A 14,786-nucleotide genomic window follows, 5' to 3' on the forward strand; every position below is an offset into this window, starting at 1 on the left:
TTGAGTAATGTCAGAAGAGGAATGCGCCACCCTCGCGTATGGAGTATCGCGGCGGTGTGGATTTGTTGCTTGGCGTATGTGTTATTCCAGGGCGGGAAGACATCCATCATGCTGCTCTCGATGGTGACCCTCCTTTGTCTGTATCTTGCCATTGCCGGATTCAGTGGTGTAAGACGTGCACGCGGTGTACGAATGCTATCATCAGGTCAGGACCATGAAGAGTTGCTGCATGCCGGTGACCAGGTCCAGGTGAAGCTCAGGCTGACCATTCCCGGATTTTTGCCACTGCCTTACGTGGTTGTCCGTGAAATGTTGCATCGTCATAACGGGGAATCCTGGTCCTTCAGGGAGAGCCTGATTCCGAACATGCGAGGCAATGGAGAGTTGTCTTTTCAGACTCCGCCGCTGGAGCGCGGTAAATATGCGTTTTCCGAAACGGAATGTGCAAGCGAGGATATCTTTGGCCTGATTGAGCACCGTGGTAAATTCAAGGCCAAGGGCGAGTTCAGGGTGCTGCCTCGCACCGTATTCATACCGTACTGGCAGCTGTACGATCGTAAATCAAGACTGTCTGGACCGCAGACCGCGCAGACGCGTTCCCGTAGGGAAACGACTCAAATCAATGGTGTTCGTGATTACGTGTATGGCGATAGGCTGTCCCGGATTCACTGGAATGCTACGGCCAAGACAGGAACATGGAAATCCAAGGAGTTTGAACATGAGTCGGTGCCCAAAACCATTTTGGTACTTGACGCTCTGGCGGGCAGTTACGAGCAGGGAGAAACATTTGAGCTGGCGGTTTCCACTGCGGCATCGCTACTGGAGTATGGTACGAGAGAACGGATGGGTATGGGGCTGATGACGCTATCTGACCAAACGAAGCTGCTTCCTCCAAGCGAAAGCCTGCTTGAACGGCAGAAGATGATGCATCATCTGGTGGATGTTCAGCACAATGGTCAGGATAAAAGGCTGGTGCCCGGGATTGAGAAGCTTGCGCGGCAGCTGCCGCAGGGTGCTTATTTTGTAGTCATATCTCCCCAGAAGGATGAAAAAGTACTGGAATTGCTGCGGTGGGCTGATACTCGTGGGATGACTCCTTGCCATATTATCCTTGACACCAAGGAGTCACGTCAGAGTGCCGAATGGGCCGCCATGCTGCGAGGAAGAGGCACGAGATCCTTTGTTGTTTCCCATCTGCAGGAGCTTCCAACGGTTATGGGGGGAGGTTCTGTATGAGTACAATTAGTAGAGAACAGTCGATGGGGAAAAGATCCTGGTACCATGCAGCGTCCCTGCTCTGGATTTTCCTGATTGGGATGCAGTGGATTTCGTTTACACAGGAATCCTGGTACACCGAGACGACATCATTGGTATTATGGACGCTGGCTGCGGTCAGTGTACTGGAGATTATTTTACCTTTCAAAACGATATACCGTAACATAATCAAGGCTATTGTTCTTATTTATATTTTGCATAAAACGCTCATTGATTACTCTGTGTACATTCCTTACGGTACACTGAGCGATCGCACGGAGCAATTTCTGATGCATTTGACCCCGTACATCTGGTTCTCCCTATGCGCATGGGTCATGCTCGAAGCGGCTCTTCGTCTGGTGACGACAACACGCCGTATTCTTGTTTTTCTGGGTGTGAACATCGTTTCGATGGGAATCCTGGATTCCTTCACTCAGATTCCGCTCTGGATTGAAGTGGCCTGGGTCATGTTTGCCGGGATGGGGTGGCTCGTTTGCCAGCACTTCCGCAATTTCCAACTGAACTATCCACAGGGCTGGAAACGTCTGATCCGTTATCCGTACAAAATACTGGCCAACATCGCAATTATCTTTTCTCTGATTATTGTAGCGAGTGTTAACATGCCTGAAGTACCGCCTACGCTGACAGATCCTTATACGGCATGGCGTAACTATACCGGAAGCTCTACCAGCCAGACCGGCAACGGAACGCTGGATATTCCAAGTTCTACAGAGTCCGGATACAGCCGTGAAGATAACCAGTTGGGCGGTGGATTCAATTTTGACTACACACCTGTCATGTCGGTAACGACCAATGAACGGAGTTACTGGCGGGGTGAAACCCGGGAAGAGTACACCGGCACAGGGTGGGATGACCGCAGACGGGTGTCCTCAGAAGATGTAGAGATTGGACAAACCCTGGAGAATGAGGATGCGGGTAACGTAAATACCAAGCAAGTTACGCAAAAGGTAACCATGCTGAACGATAGTGTATATCCAATCCTATTTGGTGCGTATTCCATAACCGAAGTGAGTTCGGTCAATGGTGAGAACGAATCAGGCCGGATGCTGTGGAATGCGAATCAGGCAGAGCTGCATATTGTCACAGATCGGCAGCAGCCGCAATTCCCGAAAACGTATACGGTTGTATCCGAGGCACCAGTCATTGTGGAAGATGAGCTCCGTACCAAGACGTTTGACGATCTATATGGAAGCAATCCCGCAGATGACATGTACCTGCAAATGCCTTCTCGCTTTCCGGACCGGGTGATAGAGCTTGCGGCCGAAATCACGGCTGCGGCAAATACGCCGTATGAAAAAGTGGCATTACTGCAAAACTACTTACAACAAAACTTTAATTACACCAACAATCCCGATTTATCCCGAAAAGTAAGCAATGATTTTGTTGAAGGATTTTTGTTTGACATCCGTGAGGGGTACTGTGATTATTTCTCTACGGCGCTCGTCATGATGGCACGTTCGGAAGGTATTCCTGCCCGCTGGGTAAAAGGATATGCCCCTGGACAGATGTCTCTTAATTCCGACATGCAGGCGCCACGACAGCCTGGTTCTGAAATTGAGACGACGTATACCGTAACTAATGCAGATGCTCATTCCTGGGCTGAGGTGTACTTTGGTGAATACGGATGGATTCCGGTTGAAGCGACACCTGGCTTCGATATGCCTCTGTTGACGGAACAGCCTGATGTACAGCCGGTAGACGAGCCTGAAGAACAACCAGAAGAAGAACAGGTTGTTGAAGAAGAGCAAGCACCTGCACCTGAACAAGCAGCATCCGGCATTCCCGCGTTTGTGATCTGGGCAGCGGTGGCTGTGCTTGCTCTATGGGTTGCTTATATGTTCTGGCGGAATCGCTTCTCACTCCGTTTCTGGATTCTGCGTCTGCGCACCGGCGGACCGCTTACCCCAGAGCAGAAAGTTGTCGCAGAGACGGAACGCTGGATTCGCTATGTGAAACGAAAAGGATTGACCCGAAGCGGAGACGAGACCCTTCGCGAGTCTGTCAACCGATGGAGTCAGGCCAAACCGGCTGCGGCAGCAACACTGCAAGAACTGCTGGCGATGTTTGAACGCACGCGTTACAGCCCGGCTTCCGTGACTTCGGATGATTGGAAGGCAGTCTATGAGACGGCCTCGAAGCTGCGCAAGGAACTCAAAGCGGAACGGGCATAGAGGGTGCCCGTCCCGTTTTTCGTTTTTCCCATACCATCAGGCACTGTATGCATTTTCAGGAAAGACGGATTTGTGATATAGTGTGTCGTATGAAACTGAGGTGACTTCTTTGTTTAAAATGTTAATGCCCAAGCTGCGAGTAGACACGGTTTTTGACATAAATCTGGAAGAGCTGTACGCTCAAGGCTACCGTGGAATTATAACTGATCTGGATAATACGCTTGTCGGTGCCAAAGCTCCTGATGCCACGCCGGAACTGATTGAATGGTTTGCGCGTGTGAAAGAGGCGGGTTTTAAGCTGATGATCGTGTCCAATAACAATTTGAACCGTGTATCTTTGTTTGCGACTCCGCTGGATATCCAGTTTGTGCATAGTGCACGCAAACCATCGAATGCACCGTTTCGTAGAGCAATGAAAATGATGGAGCTTACTCCAGAAAAAACGATTGTTGTAGGCGACCAGATGCTTACGGATGTATATGGAGGCAACCGACTGGGACTTTATACAGTTCTGGTACTGCCCATTTCCATTGGTGATGAAGGTTTCATGACCCGCTTCAATCGTCGCGTGGAACGGATTGCTCTAACCAGTTTGCGCAAGAAAGGCTTATGGCTCGAGGAGGAAAAGAAGAAATGACAGAAACGCATAACGGCAATCCTGCCGTAAGATGCAGTGGGTGCGGAGTGCATCTGCAAACGGAAAATCCGGACAAACCGGGATTTATCCCGGAGAAAGCGCTGGATCGTGAACCGGTCATATGTCAACGCTGTTTCCGGATCAAAAACTACAATGAGTCATCATCCGTCACGGTGGATCAAGACGAATTCCTGGCTCTTCTCAGCAAAATCGGGGATAAGGATGCACTTGTCATCCATATCGTTGATCTGTTTGACTTTGACGGCAGCATCATTTCCGGTTTGCAGCGTTTTGTAGGCAACAATCCGGTTCTGCTGGCTGTTAACAAAACGGACCTGCTTCCCAAAGTAACCAACTGGAACAAGGTTCGTAATTGGGTACAGAAGCAGGCTAAGGAGCAAGGTTTGCGTACGGTGGATATCGTACTGTGCAGTGCCAAGCAAAATCAGGGATTCGATCGTCTGCTGGAACTTGTTGGTACGTATCGCGAGGATCGTGACGTTTACGTGGTAGGCGGTACCAATGTGGGCAAATCGACGTTGATTAACCGTCTGATCCGCGACTACAGCGATTTGGAGCAGGAACTGACAACGTCCCGTTATCCGGGAACGACGCTGGATATGGTCAACATTCCACTCGATGATGGCAAATATATTATTGATACGCCGGGAATCGTGTATCCATGGCGTTTTAGTGAGATTGTATCACGCAAGGATCTGGCAGCCATCATGCCGGACAAGCAGCTTAAACCGGCCGTGTATCAATTGAATGCCGGTCAGACGCTGTTCTTTGGTGCCATGGCTCGTTTTGATTTCATTGAAGGTGATCGCCAGTCCTTCACTTGTTATACAAGCAATGCAATCGATATTCACCGGACGAAACTGGAGCGTGCAGACGATCTGTATCGTGACCACGCCGGAGAACTGCTGTCCCCGCCAAGCCGTGAGGATGCAGCGGACATGCCTGAATGGACACGGCATGAGTTCCGTATCAAACGTGGTAGCCAGTCCGATGTGTTTATATCTGGTCTGGGTTGGATCAAGGTCAATGGTGACAATGGAGCGCTTGTCGCTGTACATGCACCAAAAGGTATTCGAGTGCTGGTTCGTCCATCTTTGATCTAGTTATATGGCAAATTGATTCTCAATAGATCGGGGGCGGACGCATGTCAGAACAAAAGAATACCTGTACTTCACTTCCTGTTTTGCTTGGAGTCTTTGGGGATCCGATTGGACATTCCAAGTCACCTGCCATGCATAATGCGGCTCTGGCGACAGCGGGTGTGAACGGATTGTATATGCCGCTTCATGTTCCTCCAGAGCAGCTGGAAGCAGCTGTTAAAGGCATTGTTGCCTTGGGATATCGGGGTGTTAATGTAACAATCCCTCACAAGGAAGAAGTAATGAAATACCTCGATGTCATTGATGAAAGTGCGCGGCTGATTGGTGCTGTTAACACGATCGTCAACGATAATGGTAAACTGACGGGGTACAATACTGATGGTATTGGTTATGTTCGTTCGTTGAAGGAAGAAGCAGTACCGGAACTCTTAGGCAAGAAGATTGCAGTTCTTGGGGCAGGAGGCGCTGCAAGAGGCGTCATCTATGCTCTGGCACTGGAGAAGCCGGAACGGATTAGCATCTTGAACCGTACAGCAGAGAGAGCAGAGAGTCTTGCCTCCGATTTGAGAGGGCACGGATTGGGGGACATCACGGGCAGCGGCATGGAAGAAGCTGCAGCTGTGTTAGCCTCGGCTGATATCGTTATCAACACTACGGCGGCAGGCATGCATCCGCATATCGATGATGTACCTGTGAACCCGGAGCTGATTCGGGAAGGTGCGGCCGTGAGTGATTTAATCTATAATCCGCTGGAGACACGCCTGCTCCGAGAAGCACGTTTGCGTGGATGCATCGTGCACGGCGGCCTAGGCATGTTTGTGTATCAGGGCGCGGTCGCATTTGAACACTGGCTCGGCATTCCTGCGCCAGTTGAGACAATGAGACGCGCTGTATTGGATAGTTTTAATAAGTGAAAAATATCATTGAACGGTCAGGCAACAGACAGACGATAAAGCTGTTATAGTGGCCTGCCGGGCTTAAGGAGTTTTGGAGTAATTATGTTAAACGGTAAACAAAAGCGCTTTTTGCGCTCACAAGCACATCATCTGACCCCTGTATTTCAGATCGGTAAAGGGGGCACCAATGATCATCTGTTCCGTCATATCGAAGAGGCAATTGAGAAACGCGAATTGATGAAAGTGCAAGTATTGAACAACTGTCTGGATGACAAAAACGAAATCGCTGAAGAAGTGGCCCGGGAAACCGGCAGCGAACTGGTGCAGATTATCGGAAGCACGATCATCCTGTATAAGGAATCACGCGACAACAAACAAATCGAACTTCCTTAGGACGGTGACACGGGTGAAGATTGGTATCATGGGCGGGACGTTTGATCCGATTCACATGGGACATCTGCTCGCAGCCGAAGCTGCAAGAGATTCACATGCCTTGGATGAGATCTGGTTTATGCCTTCCCATGTTCCGCCCCATAAACGTGGAGCTGGAGCTTCGGGACAGCAGCGGCTGGATATGACTGAGGCTGCGGTAAAAGGTGTAGAACAGTATGAAGTACTGGGCATCGAAATGGAACTCGGTGGTGTGTCCTATACGATCGATACGATGAAGGAACTTTGGCGCCGTTATCCGGAGCATGAATTTTATTTCATTATCGGAGCGGACATGGTGAACTATCTTCCGAAGTGGGAACAGATTGAAGAACTGGCAGCGAAATTAACCTTTATCGGTGTGGGTCGGCCAGGGTTTCAGCTGCATCTGGATGACTTGCCGGAAGAAGTGCAGGACAGCGTTTTGCTGGCCGAAATGCCCTTGGTGGACATTTCATCCACAGCTGTTCGCAGGAGACTCGCTAAGGGGCATTCGGTAAGGTTCATGATCCCTGATGCAGTTCATCAATATATTGTAAGGAGCGGTTTATATGGGACTAAGCCGTGAAGAATTAATTAAGGCCGTTTCCGGTCAGATGCCGGAGAAGCGCTGGAAGCATACGCTTGGCGTGATGGAAAAGGCCGTCCAGTTGGCAGAGAAGTATGGGGCGGATCCCGTCAAAGCCGATCTGGCAGCCATATTGCATGACGTCGCCAAGTACTGGCCTGTATCCGAGATGGAAGCGGTCATCCGTGAAAACGGATTGAACGAAGAACTGTTACAGCATGACAAGCAGCTCTGGCACTCTGAAGTAGGTGCCTTCGTGGCACAGCGTGATTATGGTATTGATGATCCGGAAATCATTAACGCAATCCGCTGGCATACTTCCGGGCGTGAAGGTATGAGTCTGCTCGATAAGGTCGTATGTCTTGCTGACTATATTGAACCGGGAAGAGATTTCCCAGGCGTAGATCACATTCGTGAGCAGGCAGAGCGCAGCTTGGAAGAGGGACTGATTGCCGGTTTTGATTCCACGATCAGCTTGCTGATCTCGCAGCGCCGCGTCATTTATCCGCTAACGATGTTGTCGCGGAATGATCTGATTGCACACTTATAAAATATGGAGGTTGGTTCATGACAGTATCATCGAAAGAACTTATGAATATGGCGGTAACCGCCGCTGACGATAAAAAGGCATCGAACATTGTAGCACTCGATCTGAAAGGCATCTCTCTGGTTGCAGACTATTTCGTAATCTGTCACGGTAATTCCGATACACAGGTACAGTCCATTGCAACAGAAATTCGCAAACAGGCACATGCAGCTGGCGTTAACATTAAAGGAATCGAGGGCATGGATTCCGCACGTTGGGTGCTGATGGATATGGGCGACGTGGTTGTGCATATTTTCCATCGTGATGAGCGCGAGTATTACAACATTGAACGGTTATGGTCTGACGCCAAAGTGGTGGAAACGGTATGAGTTTGATTGCAGGCACGGTCATCTCCCTGCCGGTTGATCGCGAAGTATCGCCCTTTGGATACTTTTTGACGACCGGATCGGAAGATGTACTGCTTCACTATACGGAACTCACACGGGATGTCAAAATTGGGGAGACGCTTGAGGTCTTTTTGTTCTTTGATACAGAGGACCGTTTGGCAGCAACGATGAAAAAACCACATCTCACGCTCGGCGAAATGGCACGACTGGTTGTGGCAGATATACACCCACGCCTTGGCTGTTTCCTTGAGATGGGACTTGGACGGCAGTTGCTGCTCCCCATCCGTGAATTGCCCGAATTGGAAGAACTACGTCCACACGTGGGCGATGAAGTTTTTGTTATTATGGAACATGACAAGCAGGGACGTCTTCGTGCCAAATTGGCCGGGGAACGCGAGCTTGCTCCCCTGTCGTTCCACGCTCCAACATCATGGTTGAATGAATGGGTGGAAGCAACGGTGTACAAACCATTGCAGATGGGGACTTTTGTGCTTGTAGAAGGTGGAGTACTTGGCTTCGGTGCTATCGGTATGATCCATTCATCTGAGCGCAACAGAATGCTGCGGCTGGGTGAGAAAGTGAAGTGCCGGGTAACGCTGGTTCGTGAAGACGGGCGTGTTAACCTGGCCATGTCCCCTCGCAAAGAGGTAGGCCGTAACGAAGATGCGGACAAACTTCTTGCGTTTATGAAAGAACGCCCTATGGGCGGTATGCCTTATTCGGATGCCACTCCGCCGGATATCATCAAGCAGCGCTTTGGAATCAGCAAGTCTGCTTTTAAGCGTGCTTTGGGCAAGCTGATGAAAGACGGACTCGTGACGCAGAAGGAAAACTGGACGTACTTGGCGGACTCGGCTCCCAAGGAATCGAATGAAGACAAGTAATCGTTAACGACATATTGGAATGAGGAAGGGCAGGGCAAGGCTGGGTGAACTCCGGACGCCCCTGCTTTTTCTTTTGGAATCGGAAAATGAAATTGAAAGTGCGGTGCCTGACATGTCTTACCGTAAATTTGCTTATGTGTACGATGAATTAATGGAAGATATGCCTTATCCGGACTGGATAAGGTTTGCAAGAACAGCTTGGGAGCAGCACGGCATGCCCAAGAGCGTAGCCGAACTTGGATGTGGAACAGGGTCAATTACGATCCCGCTGGTCAACTCGGGGTTTGAAGTGACGGGTATTGACCTGTCTGCGGATATGTTATCTGTAGCGCGAAGCAAAATGGAGGGAACCCCTCAAGGTCATCGATTGTACCGGGAAGGCAGTGTTCGCTGGGTTCAGCAGGATATGCGGGATTGGAGAGTGCCTGAACCAGTAGATTCGGTAATCTCCTTCTGTGACTGCATTAATTATCTGCTAGAAAAGGAAGATGTCATTCGTACGTTCCAGCGTACCTACGAGATGCTGAAGCCGGAAGGGACATTCCTGTTTGATGTACACCATCCTGACACCTTGATCCGTTATGAAGAAGAGCAGCCTTTTGTTCTGGATGAACGCTCCGTATCTTATATCTGGACCTGCGACATGGATCGTGAACGGTGTGAGATTGAGCATCATCTCAGCATCTTCTCCCGGGTGGATGATAGCGGCAAGGACATGTACCAGCGATTTGAAGAGGTACACGTTCAGCGTGCATACGACCCGGAATGGATGAAGCTGGAGTTGACCAAAGCTGGATTCAGGGATGTCCGTGTATATGCTGATTTCACATGGAAAGAAGCTGGAGAAGGCGCGCAGCGGCTATTTTACGTCGCGGTGAAGTAGGATTGTAGAAATAGGGAACCGTCCTTGTAACAGTGAGGGCGGTTTTTTCTTGTTTTTTATGATGAAATGCATTGTCAGCAAGGGTGGAGAGAGCCATAATGGACGAGAATAGGAAACGCTTACCAGATCCTGATGGATAGAGTTCGTACTTATAAAAAGGTGGTGCTGAATGGAAAGTACATATAAAACGAGGCTGACTTCAGAACAACTGAATGCAATTGCCGAGCAACATTTTAATACAGGTATCAAGGAATATAGGGAAATGATTGACGGATGGGCCAACCATGCTTATTCTATCTCGCTTGGTGACGGGCAAGAGGTAGTGCTCAAAATCGCTCCTTCCAAGGTAGATAAACCATTGCGCTGTGAGCAGGATCTCCTGATGGCAGAAGTTCAGGCACTTCGTCTCGTGGAAGAGCTTCGAGATGTACCTGTCCCTCGTGTAATGGCGTGTGATACAACATACAGTCTTGCTCCGGCAGAGTACTTTATTATGGAATATATGCGCGGCACGCCTTATAACAAGGTGAAAGATCAGTATAGTGCAGCAGAGCAGGAAGAGATTGAAGAGCAGCTTGGTGCATTCAATCGCCGGATCAACGAGATCAAAGGTGAAAAGTTTGGTTATTTTTCAGACAAGAAACCAAAGTATAACACCTGGAAGGAAGCATTTCTGAGTCTGATGGATGATTTGCTTGCCGATGGAAAAGAGGCTGGCGTAAAACTTCCTATGGATTATGATGAACTTGCCCAATTGATTAGCGAGAAGTCGGATGTGCTGAGTGATGTCAACGAACCGGTACTCATTCACTGGGATCTGTGGGATGGCAATGTATTTGTCGAACAGGGACGGATTACAGCTATTATTGATTTTGAGCGCTGCCTTTGGGCGGATCCCCTGATGGAGCACTATTTCAGTCATTTTAATTATACAAAAGGATTTGTGAAGGGTTATGGCAGGGCCATCACAACCGATAGTGAACGAAAACGAAGAAGCTTGTACGATTTGTATTTTGATCTGATCCTGTGGATCGAATGCGAATATCGTCAATATGATAACAAGGAACACATCCAGTGGGCGCTTAATAACTTGGAAGAAGGAATCGAGCGATTTCGATTGTCCTGAGCCGAATGAGGAAGAACAGCATTATATATAGTCAAAAAACCACGCAATATTGACTTTAGTCTTGCTTTTTTATATAATGGTCCCGATATTGTATACATATTTCGATGATAAGGAACAGTAGTGGGTCCTGTACATGACAGAGAGTCGGCGGTTGGTGCAAGCCGATTGACAGTATTTCACGAACTCGCCTTGGAGAAATGCGGTGATTACACCATCCTGGCTTGAATGTTTGGCATTCGTTCAGGAATGGAAATCCGCATCGGTTAACCGCCGTTACAGGTCCAAAGGGAGTGGATGACGAAGCACGTTCGTCCGCTAACTAGGGTGGTACCACGGGAATTCAACCTCTCGTCCCTAGCGCTGCAAACGCTATGGATGCTGAGGTTTTTTTGTTGCAATAAATGTGAATAACCAAGAGGAGGAACAATAGATGAGTGAGAATCACCAGCCGAAGCACGGCTATCAGCCGCAGGTTATGGAGAAAAGTTGGCAGCAGTACTGGGATGAGAACAAAACGTTTAAAACAGGTGAGGACCCAGGTAAACCGAAGTTTTATGCACTCGACATGTTCCCCTATCCATCCGGTTCAGGTCTGCACGTAGGTCACCCGGAAGGGTATACGGCAACGGACATCGTTTCCCGTTTCAAACGTATGCGTGGTTATAATGTGCTGCATCCGATGGGCTGGGATGCTTTCGGTTTGCCTGCTGAGCAGCACGCTCTGGACACAGGCGAGCACCCGCGGGAAATTACATTCCGCAACATCGACAATTTCCGTCGTCAAATCAAGTCTCTTGGTTTCTCATACGACTGGGATCGTGAGATTAGCACAACAGACCCTGAATACTATAAATGGACACAATGGATCTTCATCCAGCTGTACAAAAAAGGCCTGGCATATGTAGATGAAGTGCCGGTTAACTGGTGTGAAGCGCTGGGTACGGTACTGGCTAACGAAGAGGTTATTGACGGCAAAAGTGAGCGCGGTGGTCATCCGGTTGTGCGCAAACCGATGCGTCAATGGGTACTGAAAATCACAGAATATGCTGAGCGCTTGCTGGAAGATCTGGAAGAGCTGGATTGGTCCGAGAGCATCAAGGATATGCAGCGTAACTGGATTGGCAAATCCACAGGTGCAGAGGTTGTATTTGCCATTGAGGGCAGTGAAGAAGTTATTAAAGTATTTACAACACGTGCGGATACCCTGTTCGGTGCAAGCTTTGCCGTTCTTGCTCCTGAGCATGAATTGGTTGATGCAATTACGACAGCGGAACAGCGTGAAGCCATTAAGGCTTACCAGGAGCAGGCTGCTCGCAAGAGTGATCTGGAACGTACGGATCTGGCCAAAGAGAAAACAGGCGTATTCACTGGTGCCTATGCGATTAATCCGGTCAATGGTGCAAAACTGCCTATCTGGATTGCGGATTATGTGCTCGCGGGATACGGCACAGGAGCGGTCATGGCGGTTCCGGGTCACGATGGTCGTGACTGGGAATTTGCGAAACAGTTCGGTCTGGACATCATTGAAGTTATCCAGGGTGGGGACGTAACACAAGAGGCGTATGCCGGCGATGGACCGCATGTGAACTCCGACTTCCTGAACGGACTGAATAACGAAGAAGCGATTGCAAAAATGATCGCATGGTTGGAAGAGAGTGGTAAGGGAGAAGGTAAAACAACGTATCGTTTGCGCGATTGGTTGTTCAGTCGTCAGCGTTACTGGGGTGAGCCGATTCCAATTTTGCACCTGGAAGATGGCACAATGAAGACTGTACCGGAAGATCAACTTCCTTTGCTGCTGCCGGATATCGACCAGATCAAACCTTCAGGTACTGGGGAGTCACCACTGGCGAACGTAACGGATTGGGTTAATACGGTGGACCCAGAAACGGGAATGAAAGCACGCCGCGAGACCAATACGATGCCACAGTGGGCGGGAAGCTGCTGGTATTATCTGCGCTTTATCGATCCACACAACGACAAAGAGCTGATCTCCCAGGAGAAACAGCAGCAGTGGTTGCCGGTTGACCTGTACATTGGGGGAGCCGAGCATGCCGTACTTCACCTGCTGTATGCTCGTTTCTGGCACAAAGTATTGTATGATCTGGGCGTGGTTAATACCAAAGAGCCATTCCACAAATTGGTGAACCAAGGTATGATTCTGGGAACCAATAACGAGAAAATGAGTAAATCCCGTGGTAATGTCATTAATCCGGATGAAATTGTGAATGAATTCGGAGCCGACACATTGCGTCTCTATGAGATGTTTATGGGACCTCTGGAAGCTACAAAACCGTGGAACGCTAACGGGGTAGAGGGCATGTACCGCTTCCTGTCACGCGTATGGCGTCTCTTCATCAACGAGGACACTGGAGCAATCAACGACAAGATTACTGTGGATGGCGGAACGGAAGAATTCAAACGCACAGCTCACAAAACGATTAAAAAAGTTACGGATGATCTGGAACATCTGCGTTTCAACACAGCGATCAGCCAGTTGATGATCTTCATCAACGATGCTTACAAAGCCGATACATTGCCACGTGAAGCGATGGAAAACTTTGTACAGCTCTTGTCCCCACTGGCACCGCACATGGCGGAAGAGTTGTGGAGCCGTCTTGGACACGAAGGAGGAATCTCCTACGTAGCTTGGCCGGAGTATGATGAATCCATGACGGTAGATGCTGAAGTGGAGATTGTTGTACAGGTCAACGGCAAAATTGTAACTCGTGCAACGATTGCTAAAGATCTCGATGCACAGGGCATGCAAGACTTTACAATGGAACTGGCGCCTGTCAAACAGGCTCTGGAAGGCAAGACCATTCGCAAGGTCATTGCCGTTCCAGGCAAACTCGTTAATATTGTTGCCGGTTAATTTCACCGGCTCTAAATACTTCATCCAGCTTCAACAAGTCTTCTTCGTACTTGTCGTGGGTTGTATGGATAAGGCTGTCAAATACACCGTCCAGGCTGTTCTTCATTAAAGCAAGTGCCTGGGCGGTAATACCACCGGGAACGGCAACGCGAGCCTGAAGTTCTTGGGGTGTATATCCTCCTTCCGTCAGCAGCTTGCCTGTTCCGAGGAGCATTTCACCTGCAAGAGCACAGGCGTCTGCGCGTTTGATCCCTGTAAGTTTGACGGCACTCTCGATCCATTGTTCCAGGAAGAAGGATATGAATGCAGGTCCGCAGCTGGAAAAGTCGGATGTGATCCGGGTGCAGGCTTCATCGACTTGGTAAGGTCTGCTGAAGTGACTGAGAAGTCCCTCCAGAACGGATCGGTCTTCAGGGGTCATGCGTTCGCCATGAATGCACAGGGATGCTCCGCTGCCGACCTGGTGTGTAACGCTGGGGATGATCTTGGAGACTTTGCAAGGAAGTGAAGATTCCAGATGGCGCAGCTGCACGGGACTTGTAATCGAGACGATGATATGATTGGAATTTACAACAGGCAGAATGTCGTCAATAACATGCTTGAATTCGAGTGGTTTCACGCATAGAAATATGATGTTGCTTCGGATGACCGTTTCCCGATTGCTCTGTGATTCATGCAGACCGGGATAACGGAGGGATAACTGACGCACTTTGGAAGGGGTCCGATTGCTTGCGGCGATCTGCCGGGGCTCGAGTGCTCCGGATTGAATCATGGCATAGATCAGCAGGCTTCCCATGCTGCCGGTTCCGATAAATCCAACCTTCATTGTTTCAGGCCTCCTTTCATGCTTTACGGTACTGGCGCAGTTCGTTCCTTCTAGTCTATGCACCAGGACTTGTATGACATGACATGAAAAAAGCAAAGCTTTGATTTCATCAGCAACATTTAACGGTTCGGAAGCACCGCCCGTGTTCAGAATATTTATTTT

Annotated in this window: 14 protein-coding genes and 1 other annotated feature; of the genes, 13 read left to right on the plus strand and 1 reads right to left on the minus strand. The window is 49.3% G+C overall.

Annotation, left to right across the window (positions count from 1 at the left end; genetic code table 11):
* From MH144_RS11000 to leuS, 13 genes are all read left to right on the plus strand, one after another.
* Complete coding sequence (locus MH144_RS11000) at positions 1-1,236, plus strand: DUF58 domain-containing protein (RefSeq protein ID WP_481857349.1); 1,236 nt, start codon at positions 1-3, stop codon at positions 1,234-1,236.
* Positions 1,233-3,446: a transglutaminase TgpA family protein gene (locus MH144_RS11005; RefSeq protein WP_239299761.1), complete on the plus strand. Its 2,214-nt coding sequence runs from the start codon at positions 1,233-1,235 to the stop codon at positions 3,444-3,446. Before MH144_RS11000 ends, MH144_RS11005 begins: the two co-directional genes overlap by 4 nt.
* Positions 3,447-3,555: 109 nt before the next feature.
* On the plus strand, positions 3,556-4,083 hold the full coding sequence (locus MH144_RS11010; protein ID WP_095359536.1) for a YqeG family HAD IIIA-type phosphatase: 528 nt from the start codon (positions 3,556-3,558) through the stop codon (positions 4,081-4,083).
* Positions 4,080-5,207 carry a ribosome biogenesis GTPase YqeH gene (gene yqeH / locus MH144_RS11015; protein WP_239299763.1) on the plus strand — a complete coding sequence of 376 codons (1,128 nt, stop codon included), beginning with the start codon at positions 4,080-4,082 and terminating at the stop codon, positions 5,205-5,207. Before MH144_RS11010 ends, yqeH begins: the two co-directional genes overlap by 4 nt.
* 41 nt (positions 5,208-5,248) lie before the next feature.
* Positions 5,249-6,118, plus strand: coding sequence for a shikimate dehydrogenase (aroE, locus tag MH144_RS11020; RefSeq protein ID WP_239299765.1), 870 nt, complete (start codon positions 5,249-5,251; stop codon positions 6,116-6,118).
* Between the two features lie 84 nt (positions 6,119-6,202).
* Positions 6,203-6,493 carry a ribosome assembly RNA-binding protein YhbY gene (gene yhbY, locus MH144_RS11025; protein ID WP_095289806.1) on the plus strand — a complete coding sequence of 97 codons (291 nt, stop codon included), beginning with the start codon at positions 6,203-6,205 and terminating at the stop codon, positions 6,491-6,493.
* A 13-nt stretch (positions 6,494-6,506) separates the two neighbouring features.
* Positions 6,507-7,097: a nicotinate-nucleotide adenylyltransferase gene (locus MH144_RS11030; RefSeq protein ID WP_239299767.1), complete on the plus strand. Its 591-nt coding sequence runs from the start codon at positions 6,507-6,509 to the stop codon at positions 7,095-7,097.
* A complete protein-coding gene (gene yqeK / locus MH144_RS11035) occupies positions 7,081-7,647 on the plus strand; it encodes a bis(5'-nucleosyl)-tetraphosphatase (symmetrical) YqeK (RefSeq protein WP_239299769.1) in 567 nt (188 codons plus the stop codon). Before MH144_RS11030 ends, yqeK begins: the two co-directional genes overlap by 17 nt.
* Positions 7,648-7,664: 17 nt before the next feature.
* The gene (gene rsfS / locus MH144_RS11040) at positions 7,665-8,012 is read left to right on the plus strand and encodes a ribosome silencing factor (protein WP_095289811.1); all 348 of its coding nucleotides are present in this window, start codon (positions 7,665-7,667) and stop codon (positions 8,010-8,012) included.
* A complete protein-coding gene (locus tag MH144_RS11045; RefSeq protein ID WP_239299771.1) occupies positions 8,009-8,914 on the plus strand; it encodes a CvfB family protein in 906 nt (301 codons plus the stop codon). The genes rsfS and MH144_RS11045 overlap by 4 nt, the downstream gene beginning before the upstream one ends.
* A gap of 112 nt (positions 8,915-9,026) precedes the next feature.
* Positions 9,027-9,797, plus strand: a complete 771-nt coding sequence (locus MH144_RS11050) for a class I SAM-dependent DNA methyltransferase (RefSeq protein ID WP_239300598.1) — start codon at positions 9,027-9,029, stop codon at positions 9,795-9,797.
* 169 nt (positions 9,798-9,966) lie between these two features.
* Positions 9,967-10,923 carry a phosphotransferase family protein gene (locus MH144_RS11055; protein ID WP_239299772.1) on the plus strand — a complete coding sequence of 319 codons (957 nt, stop codon included), beginning with the start codon at positions 9,967-9,969 and terminating at the stop codon, positions 10,921-10,923.
* 95 nt (positions 10,924-11,018) lie between these two features.
* Positions 11,019-11,282 (plus strand) — a binding site (T-box leader).
* A 71-nt stretch (positions 11,283-11,353) separates the two neighbouring features.
* The gene (leuS, locus tag MH144_RS11060; RefSeq protein WP_239299773.1) at positions 11,354-13,798 is read left to right on the plus strand and encodes a leucine--tRNA ligase; all 2,445 of its coding nucleotides are present in this window, start codon (positions 11,354-11,356) and stop codon (positions 13,796-13,798) included.
* Here leuS and comER read toward each other — a convergent pair.
* Positions 13,779-14,624, minus strand: coding sequence for a late competence protein ComER (comER, locus tag MH144_RS11065; protein ID WP_239299775.1), 846 nt, complete (start codon positions 14,622-14,624; stop codon positions 13,779-13,781). The genes leuS and comER overlap by 20 nt on opposite strands.
* Positions 14,625-14,786 lie beyond the last annotated feature (162 nt).

The organism is Paenibacillus sp. ACRRY (genome assembly GCF_022346995.1).
GTDB lineage: Bacteria > Bacillota > Bacilli > Paenibacillales > Paenibacillaceae > Paenibacillus.